Raw genomic sequence first — 21,266 nt, 5'->3', positions numbered from 1 at the left:
ACGTGGATGGCCGGGACAAGCCCGGCCATGACGGAGGGTAGATCAGCGGATCATCCCCGCAACCGCCTGCCCAAAACCTCCACAAACCGATCCGCATCCGCCTCGTCATTATACACATGCGGCGATATCCGCAGCCGTCCCAGACGCGGCGCGACGTAGACGCCGTCGCTTGCCAAACCTTCGACGAGTCCCGCCGGCATCCCGCCCTTGAACGCCAGGCTCAAAATATGCGGCGCGCGCAGCCGCGCATCCGGCACGCTGACGCCGATGCCGCGCACGCCTTCTGCAATCCGCTCCGTCAGCATCGCGAGGCGCTGCACCACGGCCGAGGCGCTCCATTCGGCCAGCATTTCCATGCCGATGGACGCCATCTCCATCGAAATAAAATAGTCGCGCTCGCCCATGTCGAAGCGGCGCGCATCGGGCACGTAATTGAGATCGGTGAAATAGACCGAATTCTCGGCGCGCACGTCGCGGCGGGCGGCCGAAATCTGTTCCAGCGGAACGCCGTTCTGATGGCGTTTGGCAACATAGAGAAAGGCGCGGCCGTAAGGCCCAAGCACCCATTTGTAGGTCGGGAACAGCACAAAATCCGGATCGAGGCGCTTCACGTCCATCGCCAGCACACCGACGCCTTGCGTGGCGTCGATCAGGAACATCGCGCCGCATGCCCTAAGCGCCGCACTCACCTTGTCGACGTCGACCAGCCCGCCGTCCGACCAGTGCACCGATGAGATCGAGGCGAGGCTAACCTGTGGCGCGCCCGATCGTTCGATGACGGCGAGCACTGCGGATGTCCAGTCGCCGTCGCCGGGTTGTCCGACCGTCTCGACCGTGAACCCCTGTGCCTCCGCCCGCGCGTGCCATTCCAGCACCGGGGAGGAGTGATCGCTTTCCAGCACGATCACGCGCGTGCCGCGGGGAATGGTCAAAAGCTTTGCCGCCGTCGCGACGCCGTAGCTGATCGAGGGTGTCAGAGCGACATCGGAAGGATCGGCATTGATCAGCCGGGCAGCAGCCGCGCGCGCGCGTTCGTTCTGCTGGTTGGCAAAGGAAGCCGGGAGCTTCCAGGGCATTCCCTTGCGTCCCACAGCCGCGCGCGCGGCTTCCTGAGTCCGGATCGGCAAGGGGCTGTAGGAGGCGGCATTCAGGTAGCAGATCTCGCGCGGGATATCGAACAAAGCGCGTTGGGAGGCAAGCATCCGGAAGGTCTCTCTTGTGGTGACCCGTCCATTATGGCTGATCCCGGCCGGGCCAGCCACAAAGGCATTGCTCCGAGTACAACTCTGCCGCGCCTTATGACTTTATTTGCTGAACCTGGGCCATGGCAGGCGCGACCAAAGGGCGTTCGCAGAGCTCCACGATCTCAGTGGCAACAGAGGCAGCCATGTCACTTTCTTACGAGACCCAGCGACCCATCGCCTCGGACAATATCGTCGCCGATCGGCATTCCATTTTCCCTGGTGCTGATCGGCCTGCCGATTGTTGCCTGGTGGTTCATCTGGTCGCTCATCCGCATCGTCAAGGGCGGCCTGCTCAGCATCGAGCATAAACCGATCGCTAATCCGAAGTCCTGGCTGTTCGGATAGTCCGGCCGGCGGGAAGCTCCTAAACCTCCAGCCACTCCTTGCGCACACCGGCGTTGGCCGCGAGCTCCGCCGGTGTTCCCTCGAACACGATGCGGCCGTGGCCCATCACATAGAGGCGGCGGGAAATCTTCAGCGCGATGGTGAGCTTCTGCTCCACCAGAAGAATCGCGGTGCCGCGGCGCGCGATTTCGTCGAGCAGGGTGCCGACCTGTTCGACCAGTTTTGGCGCGAGCCCCTCGGTCGGCTCGTCGATGATGACCAGATCAGGATCGCCCATCAGCGTGCGGCACATCGTCAGCATCTGTTGCTCGCCGCCCGACAGCACGCCGGCGGGATTGTCCTGCCGTTCCCCAAGATTGGGAAACAGCTTGAACACGTCCTCGAATTTCCAGCGCCCGACGACGCCGGCGCGCTTCAGCCCGAGTTCGAGATTTTGGCGCACGGTGAGGCCGGGAAAAACCTGGCGGTCTTCGGGCACATAGCCGATGCCGAGATGGGCGATCTGGTCGGGCCGCAGGCCCGCGATCGCGCGGCCCTTGAAATTGATCTGCCCGGCCGGCGGCACCAGCCCCATGATGGTCTTGCAGGCGGTGGAGCGGCCGACGCCGTTGCGGCCGAGCAGGCTGACGATCTCGCCCTGGTCGACGCTGAGGTCGACGCCCTGCAGGATATGGCTCTTGCCATAGAAGGCGTGGAGATCGCGGACCTCGAGCATCATGCCGCCACCGTTCCGAGATAGGCTTCCTGCACGGCGGCGTTGCCGCGGATCGCGGCCGGCGCATCCGACGCGATGACCTCGCCATAAACCAGCACGGTGATGCGGTCGGCGATCCCGAACACCACGCTCATGTCGTGCTCGACCATGATCAGCGTCTTGCCTTCCGACACCGACCGGATCAGCGCGACCGCGCTTTCGGTTTCGCTGTGGCTCATGCCGGCGGTCGGCTCGTCGAGCAGGATGATCTCGGCGCCGCCGGCAATGGTGATGCCGATCTCCAGCGCGCGCTGCTCGGCGTAGGAGAGCAGGCCCGCCTGGAGATCGCGCCGGTCGGCGAGCTTCAGCCGCTCCAGCAACTGGTCGGTTGCGCGATTCAATTCCTTCTGCGTGCCCAGCAGCCGCCAGAACGAATAGCGATAGCCCTGCGACCATAGGAGGCCGCAGCGGATGTTCTCGAACACGGTCATGCGCGGGAAGATCGAGGTGATCTGGAAACTGCGTGACAGGCCGAGCCGGTTGATCTCCTGCGGCGCGAGGTCGGCGGTCGACTGGCCGTTGACCGTGATCGAGCCTGCGGTGATCGGAAACCGTCCCGAGATCAGGTTGAACAGCGTGGTCTTGCCGGCGCCGTTGGGGCCGATGATGGCGTGGCGTTCGCCGCGGGGAATGCTTAAGTTGACGCCGCGGATGATTTCGGTGCGTCCGAAATTCTTGCGCACGTCCACGAGTTCGACGGCTGATACGCTCATGCCACGGCCTCCTGCGGCTTGGGAGCTGCCGTCGCCTGGGCGCGCTTGCTGCCTTCCATCAGTTCATCCCAGCGCTGGCGGAAGCCACGCGCCTCATGGCGGAGCCACAGCGCACCGAGCACCAGCGCTGCGATCGCGATCACCCACGGCATCGGCGCTGTGGTATCAATCAGTTGGCCGCCGATGGTGAATCGCTTGCCCTGGGCGGCGCCGATGGTGGTGAAGGACGCCAGTTCGACCATGAACACGAAGCCGAGCAGGACCAAAAGCGCCGGCGGAAACGCCCGCGCATAGGGCAGCAACAGCTCGCGCATCCGTCCCGCGCGCCAGATCGGCAGATGCATGAAGATCAGCCCGATCAGCCCGCCCGGCGCATACATCACCATGACGATGAAGAGCACGCCGACATAGAGCAGCCAGGCGTTGCTGAGCAGGCTGACGCCGCTCTGCAGCAGCACCACGACGATGGTGCCGAGGATCGGTCCGAAGAAGCCGCCGGCGCCGCCGATGTAAACGGCGAGCAGCGCGTTGGCCGATTTCGCCGCTGACACCGTGTCGAAGGTGACGATCTCGTAGATCAGCACGTAGAGCCCGCCGCCGATCCCGGCGAAGAAGCCGGACAGCGTGAACTGCATCAGCCGCACCATGCGCGGATCGTAGCCGACGAACTGGGCGCGCTCGAAATTGTCGCGGGTGGCGTTGGCCATTTTGCCGAGCGCGGTCTGGGTTTGCAGCCGCATCAGGGCCGCGGCAATGAAGGCCCAGGCCAGCACCAGGCAATAGACCTGCCATGGCGAGGTATAGCGGACGCCGACCAGGCTGGTGTCCATCACGCGGTCGATGGTGATGCCGCCTTCGCCGCCGAAGAAGGCCATGAACATCAAGGCGGCGGCCGAGACCAGCTCGCCGAGCCCCATCGTGATCATCGCAAAGGCGGTGGCGCGCTGCTTGGTCACCAGCCAGCCAAAGACATAGCCGAAGAACAGCCCGCCGAGCCCGCCGGCCAGGGGGATCAGCTCCGTTGGCAACCAGATCGTGCCGGCCTTCACCATATTCACGACATGCGCGGCGCAGTAGGCGCCTAAGCCGAACAGCACGGCGTGGCCGAACGACAGTAGGCCGGCCTGGCCCATCAGCATGTTGTAGGACAGCGCAAAGATCGCCATCACACCGATCTCGCTCATCAGCGTCAGCACGAAGCCGGAATGGCGCCCCTTGGTCCAGTCGTAGAACAGGAACGGGAACGCCAGCAGGATGACGAGGACCAGAAGCCAGGGCCAGTGGCGGCGAAGCATGTTCATGTATCGCGTGTCCCCATCAGGCCACGGGGACGAAACACCAGGATCAGCACCATCATCAGGAACGGCAGCAGCGCGCCGATTCTTGGCAGCGTGACGGTAAGGATTTCGGCGAACGGCGTGCTCGACGTCACCACGAAGCCGAATTTTGCGAGCAGATCCGCCAGCGAGACGTCGAACACGACGGCAAAGGTCTGGATCAGCCCCATCAGAATGGATGCAATAAAGCAGCCGGACAACGAACCCAGCCCGCCGAACACGACCACGACGAACACGATCGGTCCCATGGTGAAGGCCATCGCAGGCTCGGTGACCTGGTAGTTGCCGCCGATCACGCCGGCGAGGCCCGCCAGCGCGGTGCCGGCGGCGAACACCAGCGTAAAGATGCGCGGCACGTTATGGCCGAGCGCGGAGGCCATGTCGGGATGGGTGAGGGCGGCCTGGATCACGAGGCCAATCCGCGTGCGGGTCAGGCCGAGCCAGATCGCGCCGAACATCAACGCCGAGATCAACAGCATGAAGGCGCGGTAGGCCGGGAATTGCGTGCCGTAGATCTTGAACAGTGGAAAATCGAGCAGCTCCGGAACGCGATAGGGCACCGGCAGCAGGCCCCAGGTCATCTGCACGCCCTTTTCGATCAGCAGCGCGAGGCCGAAGGTGAACAGCAGTTCGGCGATGTGGCCGTTCTGATGGACCCGCCGTAGCCCCCACATTTCAATGCCTGCGCCGATCAGGCCGCAGAGCACCGGCGCAATGATCAAAGCCGGCCAGAAGCCGATATATTGGCTGATCGTGTAGGCGAAATACGCGCCCAGCATGTAGGCGCTGGCATGGGCGAAGTTGAGCACGCCCATCATGCTGAGGATGAGCGTGAGCCCGCTCGCCAGCATGAACAGCAGCATGCCGTAGACGAGACCGTTGAGGAGGGAGACGACAAAGACTTCCATTGCACCCGACCATCGCAAAGGCGACGCCTGCTCCCCGGGGAGGGAAGCAGGCGACTAACGTGTTGGTCAGGAGGCGCTCGGACGCTTCATCTTGCAGGTGTTGGGCTGATCGACGTCCTTGGCGAGAATCGTCGCTGAAGTGGCCCAGCCGAGCCCGGTGCCTTCGGCCTCGTACTTGACGCCCTTCTTGAAGATGCCGACGAAGTACTCAGAGATGATCTGGTGGTCTTCCTTGCGCATCTTGGTGTCGAAGCCGAGGAAGTCCTTGACCTGCAGGTCTTCCATCGCAAGCGCGATTTTGGTCGGGTCGACCGAATTGGCCTTGGTCACCGCGGCCTGCAGATATTCGAAGATGGTGCGGAAGCCGGCCGCGGAGAAGTCGAACTTGTGCTTGTCGCGAAAACCCTTGGTGAACGCTTCGGCTTCCTTGTTGCCGATCTCCGGCGCCACGTTTTCGCCGAACGACATCACGGCCAGCACGCGGTTGTCGCCGCCGACGCCGATCGCGGTCGGGCCGCCGGCCAGATGCGCATAGAAGGTGTAGTAGCGCAGGTCCGCGCCCGCATCGACGCCGGCCTTGATCAGGAGGTTCATGTCCGGCCCCCAATTGCCGGTCAAAAGCGCCTGCGCGCCCGAAGCCTTGATCTTGGTCAGGTAGGGCGAGAAATCCTTGATCTTGCCGAGCGGGATCAATTCGTCACCCACGACCTGAACGTCGGGCCGCAATTTGCCAAGGTAGTTCTTGACCTCGCGCTGCACGGATTGACCGAACAGATAGTCCTGGTTGATCAGATAGACCTTGGTGACGTCCTTGGGCAGCGCGCGAACCATCACCTCGGCCTTCATGCCGACATGCAGGTCGAAGCGGAAATGCCAGAAGCTGCATTGCTCGTTGGTCAGCTCGGTGGCGACAGCGCCGCAGTTCAGATAGATGATGCGGTTGTCAGGGTTGCGGTCGTTGTGCTTGTTGACGCCGTCGATCAAGGCGGCGGCGATGTTGGAGCCGCTGCACTGCATGATGAAGGGCATGTTCTGGTCGGTCGCGCTCTTCAGCGCGATCAGCGCGTCCGATGGCTGCGACTTGTTGTCGAACGGCACCAGCTCGAACTTCTTGCCGAGCGCGCCGCCCTTGGCGTTGATGTAGTCGATGATGTATTGCATCTGTTTCAGGTTGGCGTCGCCGACTTGCGCGAACGGTCCTGAAAGCGGGTCGGTGTAGGCTACCTTGATGGTGCCCTGTGCCAGCGCATGACCGCCGCCGGCGATCGCGAAGACAATCCCAAAGAGCGCAGAAAACCACTTGCCTTGCAGCATGGTGCATTCCTCCCCTGAGAGGCCCGCATTTTTGTTGTCTTGCGGTGCCGATGCGAAACCGTAACATGGACCTGACGCGGACCGCCACGGGAATTGTTGGGCTGCCATGCAGCATCTTGCGGTTGGCGACGGCAGCCCCAAGGTATACCAGACAGACGCATTGTAATTCCGCCGCGCGGCAGATCGCCTCGATCACACGGCCGACAAGAAGCCTGGAGCCAACACGAATGAACGAAATTGTTACCGACCCCACCGCCTATGTGCCGCCTAAAGTCTGGAGCTGGAGTAAGGAAAGCGGCGGCCGCTTCGCCAGCATCAACCGGCCGATCGCAGGCTCCACGCATGACAAGGAACTGCCGGTCGGCCGTCATCCGTTTCAGCTCTATTCGCTGGCGACGCCGAACGGCGTGAAAGTCACTGTCATGTTCGAGGAGCTCTTGGCCGCCGGTCACAGCGGCGCCGAGTATGACGCGTGGCTGATCAAGATCGACGGCAACCAGTTCGGCAGCGGCTTTGTCGCCGTTAATCCGAACTCCAAGATTCCGGCGCTGATGGACCGCAGCGGACCGACGCCGATCCGGCTGTTCGAGTCAGGCGCGATCCTGATGCATCTGGCTGAAAAGTTCGGGGCCTTTCTGCCGGCCGGCGGCGAGGCGCGCGCGGAATGCCTGTCATGGCTGTTCTGGCAGATGGGCAGCGCGCCGTTTCTGGGCGGCGGCTTCGGGCATTTCTACGCCTACGCGCCGACCAAGATCGAATACGCCATCGACCGCTACGCCATGGAGGTGAAGCGTCAGCTCGACGTGCTCGACCGGCGTCTGGCCGACAATGAATATCTCGCCGGCAGCGAATACACGATCGCCGACATGGCCACCTGGCCATGGTACGGCGCGCTGGCGAAGGGTCTGGTGTATGGCGCCGGCGAATTTCTGTCGGTGCACGAATACAAGAACGTGCAGCGCTGGACCGATCAGATCGCAAAGCGTCCGGCGGTGAAGCGCGGCCGCATGGTCAACCGGATCTCGGGCGATCCGGCCAGCCAACTGCACGAGCGGCATGAGGCCAGCGATTTCGACACCAAGACGCAGGACAAGATCGGCGAGCCGGCGAAGACCTAATCTTGTAGGGTGGGCAAAGGCGCCCTAGCGCCGTGCCCACCATTCTTGCTCGAACGCGCAATGGTGGGCACGCTTCGCTTTGCCCACCCTACAATCAAAAAAATCCGAACCGGGGAAACCGCATGCCGACTTTCGAAAAAGGCGCCGTTCGCATCCATTACGAGGAGGCGGGCTCCGGCTATCCGCTATTGATGATCGCCGGCGGCGGATTGAACTCGACGATCGCGGGCCTGTCGGGCAGTTACCCGCCGTTCGATTCCTTCGAGGAGTTCAAGGGCGAATACCGCTGCATCGCAGCCGATTTGCGCAACGCCAATACCGGGCGGTCTTCCGGCCCGCTCGAAATCGACCGGCCCTGGGATTCCCATACCGACGATCATCTCGGCCTGATGGATCACCTCGGCATCGACAAGTTCATGGTGCTGGGTTTTTGCATCGGCGGCCCCTTGATCTGGAATCTCTTGAAGCGCGCGCCGGATCGCATCGTCGCCGCCGTGCTGGCGCAGCCGTCAGGCTCACGGCCCGAGATGCGCGACCTGTTCTACGACAACAATACCAAAGGCTGGGCGCCGGAGCTCCTGAAGCAGCGGCCCGACATCACCGCGGAGACAACAGATAAATTCCTGACCAAAATGTACCGCACCAATCCCGACTTCGTCTTCACGGTGACGCGCGACTTCGTGCGCCAGTGCCGGACACCGGTACTGATCCTGCCCGACGATATCCCGGCGCACCCCTATGCGGTCGCGATGGAGTCGGCGATGCTGGCGCCGAACGCCGAAGTCAGCATGTTTCCGTGGAAGGAGCCCAAGGAGCGGATACCGCTGGCGGTACGCCAGATCCGCTCGTTCCTGCGCGCGCACCGGCCGGTGGCGTAGCTTGTAGGGTGGGCAAAGCGAAGCGTGCCCACCATTCCAGCCTCGCTTTGCATGAAGATGGTGGGCACGGCGCAAGCGCGCCTTTGCCCACCCTACGAAGCGCCCAGCAGATCGTTATCTTGCGGATGCTTCTTCATGTAGCCCTGGATGAACTCGCATTCGACGGTGAGCTTGCGTCCCTGCGCGCGCACCGCTTCGAGGGTCGCGCGCGCCAGTTTTGAGCCGATGCCCTTGCCGCCGAGTTCCGGCGACACCACGGTGTGTTCGAGCGTGATGGTATCGGGCGATTTGCGGTAGGTAACGAAGGCGATGGCGCCGTCGACGTCGAGTTCAAACCGGTTGCTGGTTTCGTTGTCGCGGAAATGCTCGGTCATGCGCGCTCCAAATTCGGTGCGTGAGGTGGGTTAGCGCAGCGTAACCCACCATCTTCGTTCTTTGCATCGGCGGTGGGTTACGCCTTCGGCTAACCCACCCTACGAAATGACGCTTTACTTCGCCGGAAGTTCCGGCGCCGGCGGGAACACGACGCGGTCGTCGGTGCGGCAATAGCGGTCGGCGAACATGCGGCCGATCGGGTGGTAGCGCTCCATGTGCACGCGCATGGTCTGCGTATCCCACAATTCGTCGCGGATGTAGAAATTGATGCCTTCGCCCATGATCAGCGTGCGGTCGCCATTGACGTCGATGGTCTTCCAGATCTTGCACTCCATCGCCCAGGGTGCGTCAGCCAGCCGCGGCGCCGCGACCCGGGTCGAGGGCGCGAGTTTCAAGCCGAGATAGCCGGGCTCGCCGACATCGGGCGGAAAGTCGCCGCTGGAATCGTGCATTGCCCGCGCCAGCGGCTCGTCGGTGAGGTTGACGACGAATTCGCCGGTGCGCTGGATGTTGACCAGCGTGTCCTTGATGCGTCCGTCGGGCCGCAGATTGACCGCGAACATGCACAGCGGCGGGTCCTCGCAGAACACGTTGAAGAAGCTGAACGGCGCCGCGTTGACCACGCCGGTCGGGCCCACTGAAGTTACCCAGGCGATCGGCCGCGGCAGCACGAAACCTGCGAGCAGCTTGTAGCGCTCGCGCGGTTGCAGGTTTTCAGGCGCGTATTCCATTCTGCGTTTCCTGTTTGACGCGTCGGGCGCGCGTGGGGACTCACTGCGAGCGAATTTGCGGAGGCACCCCCACCCCAACCCAAGAGCGAGCTTTGCTCGTCTCGACCCCCGCAAGGGCGGGAGAGGGGGCGCGCTGGTGTTTGTCGAACGATCGAGAATAACAATGGTCGAGATTGAGCTCACTGCTCGTCACGCGCGGTGCTCGTCTCCCTCTCCCGCTCTTGCGGGGGAGGGCAGGGTGGGGGCGGCCCCACGGGGATTCCCAGTGATGCGTCCAACCAACCTTACGGCATGCTCAGTTCGTGCCGTCCGACCACCATCCAGTGCACCTCATCCGGACCGTCGGCGAAGCGCAGATGCCGGACGTCCTGGTACATTTCGCCGAGCTGGCTCCATTGCGAAATGCCTGTGGCGCCGTGCATCTGGATCGCCTGGTCGATGATCCTGCAGGTGCGCTCGGGCACCATGGCCTTCACCATGCTGACCCAGATACGCGCTTCCTTGTTGCCGAGCACGTCCATCGCCTTGGCGGCCTTGAGCACCATCAGGCGCATCGCCTCGATCTCGCAGCGCGCTTGGGCAATGATCTGAAGGTTGCCGCCGAGATGGGCGATCTTCTTGCCGAAGGCCTCGCGGGTGAGGCCGCGCGACACCATCAGGTCGAGCGCCTTTTCCGCCTTGCCGATGGTGCGCATGCAGTGATGGATGCGGCCCGGCCCGAGGCGGACCTGCGAGATCTCAAAGCCGCGGCCTTCGCCGAGCAGCATGTTTTCCTTCGGCACCCGGCAATTGTTGAAGCGCAGGTGCATGTGGCCGCGCGGCGCGTGGTCGTGGCCGAACACGTGCATCGGGCCCAGGATTTCGACGCCGGGGGTATCGATCGGCACCAGGATCTGCGACTGCTGCTTGCTCGGCGGCGCGTCCGGATTGGTCTTCACCATCACGATCATGATCTTGCAGCGCGGATCGCCGGCGCCGGAGATGTAGTACTTCTCGCCGTTGATCACCCATTCGTCGCCGACGAGCTTTGCCGAGGTCGAGATGTTCTTGGCGTCGGAGGAGGCGACGTTCGGCTCGGTCATCGCATAGGCCGAGCGGATTTCACCTGCCAGCAGCGGCTTCAGCCACTTCTCCTTCTGCGCCTTGGTGCCGACGCGCTCCAGCACTTCCATGTTGCCGGTGTCGGGCGCCGAGCAGTTCATGGTCTCCGACGCCATCGGGTTTTTCGCCAGCTCAACCGCGATATAGGCGTAGTCGAGGTTCTTGAGGCCCTGGCCGGTCTCGTCGTCGGGCAGGAAGAAGTTCCACAAGCCTACTTCCTTGGCCTTGTCCTTGGCCTTCTGCAGGCACGCAAGCTGTTCCGGCGTAAAGCTCCAGCGGTCGGTCTTTTTCTCGCCAAGCTTTGCGAATTCGACCGACATCGGGTCGACGGTTTCGCGGATGAACTTCTTGACGTGCTCGTAGAGCGGACGGACCTCGTCCGACATCCGGAGATCATTGAGCTCTTCGCCCGGATTGAGATTGTAGGTCGTCGTTCGCGGGATGTAGGCGTGTTTCATCAGGGTCCTCCCATGCGGCGTTTTCCATTCTGCGGATAATCTTTGGAACGCGCCTGTTGGGCCGCAATCTAGACGCCTGCGCGGTCCCTGCACAAGCGGGACGAGGCTCCGCGCGCAGCGCCCTGCCGCTAATGCATGCGGTGATGCCGCGCCGGGGAATCGGATGCGTATCCCCGCAATTGGGCATATTGCTTCATCTGATCGGGGAGCAGGATTTGCGCCGTTTCGAGGTGATATTTCAGATGCGCGTTGCGTAGTTCCGCCTGCGTTTGGCCGATCTTCGTCGTCGCTTCCCTCAGCGCGTCTGATGTGATCGAACGGTCGGCGAATTGCCGGTCGAGCGCGCTTTCCTGCTCGATCAGGCTGAGACCGATCGGCGTCGCTTCCGCTTTCATTGTTTCAAACAGTGTTTGAATTCGCTGCTTCTGCGCCACCGACAGCGCCAGCTTGTCGGACAATTCCAGCACGTGCATCGGGCCGGGGTAGCCGTTCAGTTCGGCCGCCAGCGCCAGGCCCATGCCCCTGCCGGCTCTGAGATCATCGATCTGCTGCGCGGACAGCGCCTTGATCGAGCGGCCCTGCATCCCCGCATAGGGCGACTGCGCCATTGCTGCGGTCGAAGCGAGGGCGAGGACGGTGATGGCGGTGGCAATGGCTTTCATGAATATCTCCTGCTGTGCGTCGTAATCTTAACAGTCCCGCTGGTGGGCGTTCATCAAAGTCCCGTCAGAATTACTCGACGCGCTGAAAGACGCTGAATTGAAAGTGCTGTTGCGATCCCCAGGGCGTGGCATGGTCGCTCTGCCGGCTTTGCAGCAGCCTGAACCCCGGTCCCAGCGTCTGCGCAAGGCGCGCCGCATCGTAGCGCATCACCGGCAGGCCGCTGCATTTCTCGGGTCCGTCCAGCGCGAAGGTCGCGATGATGGCGTGGCCGCCGATCTTCAAACCCTGCTTGAGCCGCGCGATGTAGCCCGCGCGGTCACTCTCCTCGGTCAGGAAGTGAAACGCCGCCCGGTCATGCCAGATGTCATACGCCCGCGACGGCCTCCATGTGGTGGCGTCGGCCACAATCCAGTGCGCGCGCGCCGCGCGTTGGCCGAGACGGGCTCTGGCGGCCTCCAGTGCCGCCGCGGAGAGATCGAGCACGGTGACGTCACAAAATCCCCGATCGATGAGGTGATCGACCAGCCGTGACGCACCGCCGCCGATGTCGACGATCGCCTGATGGGGCGCAGCCTCGATCTCGGCGATCAGCGCCAGCGACGGGGCAGGGCTTTCCTGAAACCAGCTGACCTCGTTCTCGCCTTTGCTGGTGTAGACTTTCTCCCAGTGCGCCTGGCGGCTTTCGCTTTCCATCGCGTCCTTCCTCCGCGCTGCGGGGAGCCAACATCATATTCCGGCCTCGCCCGGCTTGCCATTGAGATTCATCGCCGGGCGGAGCATCCGCTGCAGCCGCGCGCCTTTGACCAGCGCATAGATCGCGGGAATCACGATCAGGGTCAGCAGCGTCGATGAAATCATGCCGCCGATCATCGGCACCGCGATGCGCTGCATGATTTCAGAACCCGTGCCGGTGCTCCACATGATCGGCAATAGCCCCGCCATGATGGCGACGACCGTCATCATTTTCGGCCGCACCCGCTCCACCGCGCCCTCCATGATCGCATCGTAAAGGTCCTGCTTGGTCAGCGCGCGGCCCTCGGCCGCCCGGCGCGCCCTGATCTCGTCGAGCGCCTGGTTGAGATAGATCAGCATCACGACGCCGGTCTCGGCGGCGACGCCGGCAAGCGCGATGAAGCCGACGACGACGGCGACCGATAGATTAAAACCCAGCCACCACATCAGCCAGAGCCCGCCGACCAGCGCGAACGGCAGCGACAGCATCACGATCATGGTTTCGGTCAGCGAGCGGAAGTTGAGATAGAGCAGCAGGAAGATGATCATCAGCGTCACCGGCACCACGATCTTCAGCCGCGCGGTGGCGCGTTCGAGGTATTCGTAACTCCCGCTCCACATCACGTAGGCGCCCGGCGGGAACTCGATGCTGGCCTTCACCGCGGCCTGCGCGTCGGCGACATAGCTGCCGATGTCGCGGTCGCGGATATCGACGTAGATGTAGACCGCGAGCTGCCCGTTCTCGGTACGGATCGAGGTCGGCCCACGCGATGGCGTCACCTTGGCGACTTCGCCGAGCGGCACCGCGCCGCCGCCCGGCATCGGCACCAGCACGTCACGGATGATGGATTGCGTGTCGCCGCGCAGATCGCGGGGATAGCGCATGTTGACGCCGAAGCGCTGGCGTCCCTCGACCGTCGTGGTGACGGTCTGGCCGCCAAGCGCGGTCGCGATCACGTCGTTGACGTCCTGCACCATGATGCCGTAGCGCGCCAGGGCCGCGCGGTCGGGGACGATGTCGAGGTAATAGCCACCGATGCCGCGTTCGGCATAGGCCGATGACGTGCCGGGCACCGCCTTGAGCACCTGTTCGATCTGTTTTGCGAGCCGGTCGATCTCGTTGAGGTCAGTGCCGATCACCTTGACGCCAACAGGCGTTCGGATGCCGGTCGACAGCATGTCGATGCGCGCCTTGATCGGCTGGGTCCAGGCGTTGGAAACGCCCGGAAACTGCAGCGCCCGGTCCATCTCGGCGGTCAGGCTTTCCACGGAGACGCCGGCCCGCCATTCCGCCTTTGGCTTGAGATTGATCACGGTCTCGAACATTTCGGAGGGGGCGGGATCGGTCGCCGTCAGGGCGCGTCCGGCCTTGCCATACACGGAAGCCACCTCCGGAAAGCTTCGGATGATCCGGTCCTGGGTCTGCAGCAATTCACCGGCCTTGGTGACGGATATGCCGGGCAGTGTCGTCGGCATGTAGAGCAAAGTGCCTTCGTTGAGGTTGGGCATGAACTCGGTGCCGAGCTGCCGCGCCGGCCAGATCGTCACGGCGAGCACGGCCACCGCCAGAAGGATCACCAGCACCTTGGCGCGCATCACGGCCTTGATGACGGGACGGTAGACCCAGATCAGGAAACGGTTGATCGGGTTCTTGTGCTCGGGAATGATCTTGCCGCGCACGAAGATCACCATCAACGCCGGCACCAGCGTTACCGACAGCAAGGCCGCCGCCGCCATCGCAAAGGTCTTGGTGAAGGCGAGCGGGCTGAACAGCCGGCCTTCCTGGGATTCCAGCGTAAATATCGGCATGAACGAAACGGTGATGATCATCAGGCTGAAGAACAGCGCGGGCCCCACCTGTGACGCCGCCTCGATCAGCACATCGATGCGCGATCGTCCGGGCTCCGCGCGCTCCAGATGCTTGTGCGCGTTTTCGATCATCACGATGGCAGCATCGACCATGGCGCCGATCGCGATCGCGATGCCGCCGAGGCTCATGATGTTGGAGCCGAGGCCAAGCAGCTTCATGGCGCCGAACGCCATCAGCACGCCCACCGGCAGCATCAGGATCGCGACCAGGGCGCTGCGGACATGCAGCAGGAACACGATGCACACCAGCGCGACGATTACGCTCTCTTCGAACAGGGTGCGCTTGAGCGTATCGATCGCAGCAACGATCAGCTCCGAGCGGTCATAGACCGCGACGATCTCGACCGATTTCGGCAGGCTGCTGGCGATCTCGGTAATCCGCTTCTTGACGTTCTGGATCACGTCCAGCGCATTGACGCCAAACCGCTGCAGCACGATTCCGCTGGCGACTTCGCCTTCACCGTTGAGTTCGGTGATGCCGCGCCGCTCGTCCGGGCCGAGCTCGACGCGGGCGATGTCCTTGAGCAGCACCGGCGTGCCGCCACTACTCTTGAGCACGATATTGCCGAGGTCGTTGATACCCTTGATGTAGCCCTTGCCGCGAATGACGTATTCGAATTCGGACAATTCGACGGTGCGGCCGCCGACGTCGGCATTGCTGGCGCGGATCGCGTCGCGCATCTTGGGCATGGTGATGCCGAGGTCGCGCATCCGCTGCGGATCGAGCACCACGTTGTATTGCCGGACGAAGCCGCCGACGCTGGCGACCTCGGCGACGCCTTCCGCCTTGGCCAGCGCGAATTTCAGATTCCAGTCCTGGATCGCGCGGGTGTCGGCGAGGTTCAGCTCTTTCGACATGACGGCGTATTGGTAGACCCAGCCGACGCCGGTGGCGTCCGGTCCCATCGTCGGCGTCACGCCCGCGGGCAGGCGTGAGGCCGCGCTGTTGAGGAATTCGAGCACGCGCGAGCGCGCCCAGTAGATGTCGGTACCGTCCTCGAAGATCACGTAGACAAACGATACGCCGAAGAACGAGAACCCGCGCACCACCTTTGAACGCGGCACCGTCAGCATCGCCGTGGTCAAGGGATAGGTGACCTGGTCCTCGATCACCTGCGGCGCCTGGCCGGGATACTCGGTATAGACGATCACCTGGGTGTCGGAGAGGTCGGGAATGGCATCCAGCGGCAGATGCGCCAGCGCATACAGGCCGGCGGCGGTGGCGAAACCGGCGCCGAACAGCACCAGCAGCAGATTGCGCGCCGACCACGCGATCAGGCGCGCGATCATTGCTGCGCTCCGTCGGCAAAGCCTTTCAGCGCGGCCTTCAGATTGCTTTCCGCATCGATCAGGAAGTTCGCCGAAACCACCACCGGCTCGCCTTCGCTGACGCCGTCGCGCACCTCCACATAACCGTCGCCGCGATGGCCGAGCTTGACTTCGCGGGGTTCGAAGCGGCCTTCGCCCTTGTCGACGAACACCGCCTGGCGCCGGCCGGTGTCCATCACGGCACTCTCCGGGATTGTCAGCACCGGCGCGGAACTGCCGATGTCGATCTCGGCATCGACATACATGTCGTGGATCAGCACCAGGTCGGGATTGGCAAGCTCGATCCGCAAGCGCCCGGTACGCGTCTCCTTGTTGATCTGCGGATAGATGACGCTGATCGTCCCGGTGAATGTGCGGCCCGGAAAACCGCGCGCCTTGACGGTCGCCGGTTGCCCGAGCGCGAGCATCCCCATGTCGCGTTCGGCGACGTCGATGATCGCCCAGAGCTGCCTGTGGTCGGCGATCCGGAACAGCACTTCGCCCGGCTGCGCGCGCGCGCCCTCGATGGCGTTGCGTTCGAGCACGATGCCGTCACGTGGCGAAGTCCATTCGATGCCGATCGGAACCGTCCGGCTCTTCTCCATCGCAGCGATGGCCGCTTCCGGCACGTCGAGATTCATCAGCCGCTGCCGTGAACCTTTGCCATAGGTGGCGTCGGTCCCGATGGCCTTGGAGTTGATGGTTGAAATGTACTCGGCCGACGCCGACGAAACCGCCGGACTGTAGACTTCCATCAAGGGCTGGCCCTGGGCGACGTGGCTCCCGGTGGTGACGTTCGCGACCTTCTGGATATAGCTTTCGGCCCGCATCGCGATCACGGAGACGCGGCGTTCGTCGAGCTGAATGGTGCCCGGCGCGTGGATCGTGCTGCGGATGGTGCGCGGCGCCGCGGGCTCCGACCTGACGCCGGTGCGCTGGATTTTCCCCGGCGACAGCTTTACCGAGCCGTCATCGCTGTCTTCGCCCTCATAGACGGCGATGTAGTCCATCCCCATCGAGTCCTTCTTGGGGGTGGGGGAGGTGTCCGGCAGTCCCATCGGGTTGCGGTAGTATTTGATCCTGCGATCGGCCGGAGCGGCTGATGGCGCGGCCGAAATCGTCGTGCCGGCGGCGTCCGGATCGAAGCTGACGTCGGCCCCGGCGGGAACGGCGCGATAGTCGCGGCCGTCGGGCGTCTTTTTCGGCGTCAGCGAGTACGACGGGCTGCCGTCCGGATCCTGAAAATAGATCGGCGCGCGGCTCTCGTCGGCCGCAGCGCGCGTGATCATGGCGATGGTCCGCGCGGGCAGTCCCTGCGCGCCGGCGAGGACGAGCCCGGCACCCGCCGCCGCGATCAACACGGCGGTGGCGCTTGCGATGATGGCGCGGTTCATTTCTGCGCCGTGATGACAAGCTTGTTGTCGACGGTACCGGTCTCGCCCTGGACCTTCGCGCCGAGCGAAAGCTGCCAGCGGCCGGCCATGCCGAATGTCGCCTTGAATTTGTAGGTACCTGGCTCGGCACCCGGCACCGGCGTGAGCTTGGTCGCCATTTCCTGCATGCCGTCCGGAGCCATGTCCAGGCGGGTGGCGAAGATGACGGCATCCGGTACCGGCTTTCCGGTTTTCGTGTTCATCAGCCGAACGGTGATGGTCTTGTCGGGTCCGGCCTGGACGGTCTGATCGACGAGTTCGAACTTGTAGTCCTTGATGTCAGCGAGCGCGGCCGTGCTTGCGCCGGCGATGGCGGCAGCGATCAGCGCGGCCCGCAAGGCGCGCGCGTGGGTGAACGTCTTCATTTTCTATATCCTCGATTGTCCTGGATCTGCCGCTCTGGCGGCATGGATCACCGGCGCACCAAAGCGCCGCGCAAAATCAGGCGTTAAGCCGAATGGACCAGGAGTCGGGGAGGTCTTGGCGGGGGATGTTGGCCGAGGCTGTCGGCTTCGGGGTCGCTGCCGGGCACCAGCAGCCGGACCGTGACGGGCCGAATTTCAATCATTCCGGCCGGCGATGGCGCGTGAAAATTGGTGACCATGCAGAGCGCCATCAGCGGGCACTGGTCGCAATCCATGGGCACGGAGTTGTCCGGGCAGCATGGCATGTCGGCGGCCATTTCAGCCATCTCCGCCGCCACCGGCGCAGCCATGGCCATCCCGCTGCCCGCATTCGCAGGCCGGGAAAGCGGCGCAAACATGAGCCCTGCGATCACCAAGATCGCCAGCAGCCGGGAAAGATGGAACGATATTTTCACCCGTGCATTTTCTCACGTTCCGGCCACCAAGGGAACCTCGGCTGGATCACTAATTCGCCAGAATACCTGCTGGAAGGCTCAAGCCATTAACCAATCGATTCCGTCCGCTATCCGCCAGATTACATCCGGGTAATCCGCGGCGCCTCGACGCACCATGGCTTCTTGAAGGGAGGCCAGTAGGCTCCATACATCCTGTCATGTCTGCCACGGCATGCGGCCGCGGAGGCAGGGAGACGACAATGAGCTATTTCAAGACTGCCATTCTCCTGGCCGGTCTTACCGGCCTCTTCATGGGTGTCGGCTATCTCTTCGGCGGCGCCACCGGCGCCATGATCGCGCTTGTGATCGCCGCCGCGACCAATCTTTTCGCCTACTGGAATTCGGACCGCATGGTGCTGTCGATGTACGGGGCCCATGAGGTTGACCGGCAAACCGCGCCTGATCTCTACAACCTCGTGGCCGAGCTTGCCGGGCGCGCCGGCCTGCCGATGCCGCGCGTCTTCGTGATGGACGAGGCGCAGCCCAACGCGTTTGCCACCGGCCGTAACCCGCAGAACGCGGCGGTTGCCGTGACCACCGGCCTGATGCACTCGCTCAGCCGCGAGGAACTGGCCGGCGTGATCGCGCACGAACTCGCGCACATCAAGAATCACGACACGTTGCTGATGACGATCACCGCGACCATTGCCGGCGCCATCTCGATGGTGGCGCAGTTCGGCGCGTTCTTCGGCGGCAATCGCGACAACAACCACGGTCCCGGCATCGTCGGCTCGATCGCGATGATGATCCTGGCCCCGCTCGGCGCCATGCTGGTGCAGATGGCGATCAGCCGGACGCGCGAATACGCCGCCGACGATCTCGGCGCGCGCATCGTGGGTCAGCCGATGTGGCTCGCTTCCGCGCTGTCCAAGATTGCCGGCGCGGCGCACCAGGTGCCGAACATGGAGGCCGAGCGCAATCCGGCGACCGCGCACATGTTCATCATCAACCCGCTGTCGGGACGCGGCGTCGACAATTTGTTCACGACGCACCCCTCGACCGAGAACCGCGTCGCGGCGTTGCAGCAGCTCGCCGCGGAAATGGGCGCGGGCGGCACGGCTTCCGTCGGTGCCGGTCGCAACACGCCACGCCGCGGTCCGTGGGGTCGCCCCTCGACCTCGCGCGGCCCGTGGGGCTGAGCCTGTAGGCTCTCTCTCGTCATTCCGGGACGCGCCACTTGGCGCGGGCCCGGAATCCATTTGTCCGCATGGACTGTCGCCCGATGGATTCCGGGCTCGTGCTTCGCACGCCCTCAGATGCGCAATTGCGCATCGGGGAATGACGGCGGACGGAGATGCGACAAATTAACCCGACGGGCAAAATTCCGCTTCCCTCGTCGGGCAAATCAGCGGTTTGAATCGTCGCGTCCCGCCCGACAAGAGGGGCGTGCGCACGTCACGAACGCGCGGCGGGATGCGGTGGACGCTTGTTCACGTCTGACGACGGCGTGGACTAAGCGTACGGCAAAACCGTGTGGTCCTGGCGCCCGTTGCCGGCGTCAAGCTGTCGGAGAAGCGTGAGCGGAAACGACAGCGACGGAGTCAACCAAGAACTCGTCTCCGGGGAGAGCACGGCATAAGCCGTAAAGCCATTGCGCAGGGAAGGCCGGGTGTTCTCCGCTGCCCTGTATGCTCGTGTGCAGCCTACTTAGTGCAAACCGCACACGGGACCGCGGGTGCAGCGCGCACCCGGTCTTCCCTGCGCCCTCTCGATAAGTGGGCGGGAAGTTTCTGGCAAAGCTCGGGCGCAATGCGCCGCGAGAACGCTAACACATATTCAGGTGTCATCGCCCGCGAAGGCGGGCGATCCAGTATCCCAGAGACGCCGATGATAGAACCGAGAAGCCGCGGCGTACTGGGTCCCCCGCTTTCGCGGAGGACGACACCGTTGGTGGAGCCGTACTGTATCCGTCATTGCGAGGAGCGAAGCGACGAAGCAATCCATCCATCCCTTGTGCGGTTCTGTGGATTGCTTCGCTGCGCTCGCAATGACAGCTTAGCTACTTCCCCCACACCTCGTTGGCGACATCGACCGCGAGCTTCAGCTTGGCCCACTGTTCTTCCTCGGACAGGATGTTGCCTTCCTCGGTCGAGGCGAAGCCGCATTGCGGCGATACCGCGAGCTGCTCGAGCGGCGCGAATTTCGCGGCCTCCGACAGCCGGCGCTTGATGTCTTCCTTGTTCTCGAGCTCGCCGAACTTCGAGGTGATGACGCCGACCACGACCACCTTGTTGCCCTTCGGCAGGTAACGCAGCGGCTCGAAGCCGCCGGCGCGGTCGGAATCATATTCCAGGAAGTAGCCGTCGTAATTGGTGCCGGCCAGCATGGTCTCCGCGACGGGCTCGTAGCCGCCGGAGGAAATCCAGGTGGAGCGGAAATTGCCGCGGCAGACATGGGTGGTGACGATCATGTCGGCCGGCCGCTCGGCCAGCGCGTAGTTGATGACGCGGGCATAGATCTCCTGCAGGCCGTCGGGATTGTCGCCACGCTCGCGCGCCTTCTGCAGCTCGTCCTGGGAGCACAGATAGGCCCACACGGTGTCGTCGAACTGCAGATAGCGGCAGCCGGCGTCATAAAACGCCTTCACCGCCTTGCGGTAGGTCTTGCCGAGATCCTCGAAGAACGCTTCGAGATCGGGATAGACGTCCTTGGAGATCGCCTTGCGGCCGCCGCGGAAATGCAGCACCGCGGGCGACGGGATCGTCATCTTCGCGGTGACATGCGCGGTGTCGCAATGCTTCTTCAGGAACCTGAAGTGATCGAGCATCGGATGGTCGTCGGGGAAGTCGAGCTTGCCGATGACGCGGATGGCTTCATGCCTGGTCTGGACGCCGGCGAACTGGATGCCCTGGTCGGGATGAAACAATTCGCAGCCGGTCAGGTCCTTGAGGAAATCGAAATGCCACCAGGAGCGGCGGAACTCGCCGTCGGTCGCGAGCTTGAGGCCGAGCGAGGCCTGCTTGTGCACGACCTTTTCGATTTCCATGTCCTCGGCCTTGCGCAGGTCCTCGGCCGTGATCTCACCCTTCTCCAGTTTGGCGCGCGCTTCCTTGATGCGCTGCGGCCGCAACAGGCTGCCGACCTCGTCGGCACGGAACGGGGCTTTGGTTCGCTGCATGGTCTTAC

The 21,266-nt window shown here is 63.6% G+C and carries 20 protein-coding genes; 5 read left to right on the top strand and 15 right to left on the bottom strand.

Annotated elements, in window-relative coordinates:
• Window positions 1-50: 50 nt before the first annotated feature.
• Window positions 51-1,202 carry an aminotransferase class V-fold PLP-dependent enzyme gene (locus JQ641_RS18955; RefSeq protein WP_211997500.1) on the bottom strand — a complete coding sequence of 384 codons (1,152 nt, stop codon included), beginning with the start codon at window positions 1,200-1,202 and terminating at the stop codon, window positions 51-53.
• Between the two features lie 261 nt (window positions 1,203-1,463).
• Here JQ641_RS18955 and JQ641_RS38490 point away from each other — a divergent pair, with 261 nt between their 5' ends.
• Window positions 1,464-1,589, top strand: coding sequence for a hypothetical protein (locus tag JQ641_RS38490; protein ID WP_283815207.1), 126 nt, complete (start codon window positions 1,464-1,466; stop codon window positions 1,587-1,589).
• A gap of 19 nt (window positions 1,590-1,608) precedes the next feature.
• On the opposite strand, the gene JQ641_RS18950 is transcribed toward JQ641_RS38490, so the two are convergent.
• The 5 genes from JQ641_RS18950 to JQ641_RS18930 all read right to left on the bottom strand — a co-directional run bounded on the left by JQ641_RS18950 (window position 1,609) and on the right by JQ641_RS18930 (window position 6,615).
• Entirely contained in the window at window positions 1,609-2,304 is a 696-nt protein-coding gene (locus JQ641_RS18950; protein ID WP_211997594.1) for an ABC transporter ATP-binding protein, read from the bottom strand.
• Window positions 2,304-3,056: an ABC transporter ATP-binding protein gene (locus JQ641_RS18945; RefSeq protein ID WP_211997499.1), complete on the bottom strand. Its 753-nt coding sequence runs from the start codon at window positions 3,054-3,056 to the stop codon at window positions 2,304-2,306. Before JQ641_RS18945 ends, JQ641_RS18950 begins: the two co-directional genes overlap by 1 nt.
• The gene (locus tag JQ641_RS18940; protein ID WP_211997498.1) at window positions 3,053-4,357 is read right to left on the bottom strand and encodes a branched-chain amino acid ABC transporter permease; all 1,305 of its coding nucleotides are present in this window, start codon (window positions 4,355-4,357) and stop codon (window positions 3,053-3,055) included. Before JQ641_RS18940 ends, JQ641_RS18945 begins: the two co-directional genes overlap by 4 nt.
• A complete protein-coding gene (locus tag JQ641_RS18935; protein WP_211997497.1) occupies window positions 4,354-5,301 on the bottom strand; it encodes a branched-chain amino acid ABC transporter permease in 948 nt (315 codons plus the stop codon). Before JQ641_RS18935 ends, JQ641_RS18940 begins: the two co-directional genes overlap by 4 nt.
• 66 nt (window positions 5,302-5,367) lie before the next feature.
• Window positions 5,368-6,615, bottom strand: a complete 1,248-nt coding sequence (locus tag JQ641_RS18930; RefSeq protein WP_211997496.1) for a branched-chain amino acid ABC transporter substrate-binding protein — start codon at window positions 6,613-6,615, stop codon at window positions 5,368-5,370.
• Between the two features lie 227 nt (window positions 6,616-6,842).
• Between JQ641_RS18930 and yghU the strand changes: the two genes are divergently transcribed.
• Both yghU and JQ641_RS18920 read left to right on the top strand, forming a co-directional pair.
• Complete coding sequence (gene yghU / locus JQ641_RS18925) at window positions 6,843-7,733, top strand: glutathione-dependent disulfide-bond oxidoreductase (RefSeq protein WP_211997495.1); 891 nt, start codon at window positions 6,843-6,845, stop codon at window positions 7,731-7,733.
• Between the two features lie 122 nt (window positions 7,734-7,855).
• Window positions 7,856-8,611: an alpha/beta fold hydrolase gene (locus tag JQ641_RS18920; protein WP_211997494.1), complete on the top strand. Its 756-nt coding sequence runs from the start codon at window positions 7,856-7,858 to the stop codon at window positions 8,609-8,611.
• Between the two features lie 92 nt (window positions 8,612-8,703).
• Here JQ641_RS18920 and JQ641_RS18915 read toward each other — a convergent pair whose 3' ends face one another.
• The 8 genes from JQ641_RS18915 to JQ641_RS18880 form a co-directional block, all read right to left on the bottom strand.
• Entirely contained in the window at window positions 8,704-8,985 is a 282-nt protein-coding gene (locus JQ641_RS18915; protein WP_211997493.1) for a GNAT family N-acetyltransferase, read from the bottom strand.
• A gap of 114 nt (window positions 8,986-9,099) precedes the next feature.
• On the bottom strand, window positions 9,100-9,717 hold the full coding sequence (locus JQ641_RS18910; protein ID WP_211997492.1) for a flavin reductase family protein: 618 nt from the start codon (window positions 9,715-9,717) through the stop codon (window positions 9,100-9,102).
• Window positions 9,718-10,001: 284 nt separating this feature from the next.
• Entirely contained in the window at window positions 10,002-11,279 is a 1,278-nt protein-coding gene (locus tag JQ641_RS18905) for an acyl-CoA dehydrogenase family protein (protein WP_211997593.1), read from the bottom strand.
• A 125-nt stretch (window positions 11,280-11,404) separates the two neighbouring features.
• Window positions 11,405-11,938 (bottom strand): Spy/CpxP family protein refolding chaperone, encoded by a 534-nt coding sequence (locus tag JQ641_RS18900; protein ID WP_211997491.1) that lies wholly within the window; start codon window positions 11,936-11,938, stop codon window positions 11,405-11,407.
• Window positions 11,939-12,008: 70 nt separating this feature from the next.
• Entirely contained in the window at window positions 12,009-12,632 is a 624-nt protein-coding gene (locus JQ641_RS18895) for a class I SAM-dependent methyltransferase (protein ID WP_211997490.1), read from the bottom strand.
• 33 nt (window positions 12,633-12,665) lie between these two features.
• Window positions 12,666-15,830: an efflux RND transporter permease subunit gene (locus JQ641_RS18890; RefSeq protein WP_211997489.1), complete on the bottom strand. Its 3,165-nt coding sequence runs from the start codon at window positions 15,828-15,830 to the stop codon at window positions 12,666-12,668.
• On the bottom strand, window positions 15,827-17,242 hold the full coding sequence (locus JQ641_RS18885) for an efflux RND transporter periplasmic adaptor subunit (RefSeq protein WP_211997488.1): 1,416 nt from the start codon (window positions 17,240-17,242) through the stop codon (window positions 15,827-15,829). The genes JQ641_RS18890 and JQ641_RS18885 overlap by 4 nt, the downstream gene beginning before the upstream one ends.
• Window positions 17,239-17,646, bottom strand: coding sequence for a FixH family protein (locus JQ641_RS18880; protein WP_211997487.1), 408 nt, complete (start codon window positions 17,644-17,646; stop codon window positions 17,239-17,241). Before JQ641_RS18880 ends, JQ641_RS18885 begins: the two co-directional genes overlap by 4 nt.
• Window positions 17,647-17,877: 231 nt before the next feature.
• Between JQ641_RS18880 and JQ641_RS18875 the strand changes: the two genes are divergently transcribed.
• Together JQ641_RS18875 and htpX are read left to right on the top strand one after the other, a co-directional pair.
• Window positions 17,878-18,234, top strand: coding sequence for a hypothetical protein (locus tag JQ641_RS18875; protein ID WP_211997486.1), 357 nt, complete (start codon window positions 17,878-17,880; stop codon window positions 18,232-18,234).
• 106 nt (window positions 18,235-18,340) lie between these two features.
• Complete coding sequence (gene htpX / locus JQ641_RS18870) at window positions 18,341-19,279, top strand: zinc metalloprotease HtpX (protein WP_211997485.1); 939 nt, start codon at window positions 18,341-18,343, stop codon at window positions 19,277-19,279.
• Between the two features lie 860 nt (window positions 19,280-20,139).
• Here htpX and JQ641_RS18865 read toward each other — a convergent pair.
• Window positions 20,140-21,258: a cobalamin-independent methionine synthase II family protein gene (locus JQ641_RS18865; RefSeq protein WP_211997484.1), complete on the bottom strand. Its 1,119-nt coding sequence runs from the start codon at window positions 21,256-21,258 to the stop codon at window positions 20,140-20,142.
• Between the last annotated feature and the right edge of the window lie 8 nt (window positions 21,259-21,266).

The sequence above is a fragment of the Bradyrhizobium sp. JYMT SZCCT0180 genome, from assembly GCF_018130165.1.
GTDB lineage: Bacteria > Pseudomonadota > Alphaproteobacteria > Rhizobiales > Xanthobacteraceae > Bradyrhizobium.
Note: the sequence above shows the minus strand (reverse complement) of the source record. Positions and strands in the feature narration are given on the sequence as shown.

Excerpts from the sequence above, each read along its gene's own strand:
- JQ641_RS18890 (WP_211997489.1), bottom strand. The coding sequence starts at position 15,830 with ATGATCGCGCGCCTGATCGCGTGGTCGGCGCGCAATCTGCTGCTGGTG.
- JQ641_RS18945 (WP_211997499.1), bottom strand. The coding sequence starts at position 3,056 with ATGAGCGTATCAGCCGTCGAACTCGTGGACGTGCGCAAGAATTTCGGA.
- JQ641_RS18865 (WP_211997484.1), bottom strand. The coding sequence starts at position 21,258 with ATGCAGCGAACCAAAGCCCCGTTCCGTGCCGACGAGGTCGGCAGCCTG.
- JQ641_RS18940 (WP_211997498.1), bottom strand. The coding sequence starts at position 4,357 with ATGAACATGCTTCGCCGCCACTGGCCCTGGCTTCTGGTCCTCGTCATC.
- yghU (WP_211997495.1), top strand. The coding sequence starts at position 6,843 with ATGAACGAAATTGTTACCGACCCCACCGCCTATGTGCCGCCTAAAGTC.
- JQ641_RS18950 (WP_211997594.1), bottom strand. The coding sequence starts at position 2,304 with ATGCTCGAGGTCCGCGATCTCCACGCCTTCTATGGCAAGAGCCATATC.
- JQ641_RS18900 (WP_211997491.1), bottom strand. The coding sequence starts at position 11,938 with ATGAAAGCCATTGCCACCGCCATCACCGTCCTCGCCCTCGCTTCGACC.
- JQ641_RS18910 (WP_211997492.1), bottom strand. The coding sequence starts at position 9,717 with ATGGAATACGCGCCTGAAAACCTGCAACCGCGCGAGCGCTACAAGCTG.
- JQ641_RS18930 (WP_211997496.1), bottom strand. The coding sequence starts at position 6,615 with ATGCTGCAAGGCAAGTGGTTTTCTGCGCTCTTTGGGATTGTCTTCGCG.
- JQ641_RS18885 (WP_211997488.1), bottom strand. The coding sequence starts at position 17,242 with ATGAACCGCGCCATCATCGCAAGCGCCACCGCCGTGTTGATCGCGGCG.
- JQ641_RS18915 (WP_211997493.1), bottom strand. The coding sequence starts at position 8,985 with ATGACCGAGCATTTCCGCGACAACGAAACCAGCAACCGGTTTGAACTC.
- JQ641_RS18895 (WP_211997490.1), bottom strand. The coding sequence starts at position 12,632 with ATGGAAAGCGAAAGCCGCCAGGCGCACTGGGAGAAAGTCTACACCAGC.
- JQ641_RS18955 (WP_211997500.1), bottom strand. The coding sequence starts at position 1,202 with ATGCTTGCCTCCCAACGCGCTTTGTTCGATATCCCGCGCGAGATCTGC.
- JQ641_RS18920 (WP_211997494.1), top strand. The coding sequence starts at position 7,856 with ATGCCGACTTTCGAAAAAGGCGCCGTTCGCATCCATTACGAGGAGGCG.
- JQ641_RS18935 (WP_211997497.1), bottom strand. The coding sequence starts at position 5,301 with ATGGAAGTCTTTGTCGTCTCCCTCCTCAACGGTCTCGTCTACGGCATG.
- JQ641_RS18880 (WP_211997487.1), bottom strand. The coding sequence starts at position 17,646 with ATGAAGACGTTCACCCACGCGCGCGCCTTGCGGGCCGCGCTGATCGCT.
- htpX (WP_211997485.1), top strand. The coding sequence starts at position 18,341 with ATGAGCTATTTCAAGACTGCCATTCTCCTGGCCGGTCTTACCGGCCTC.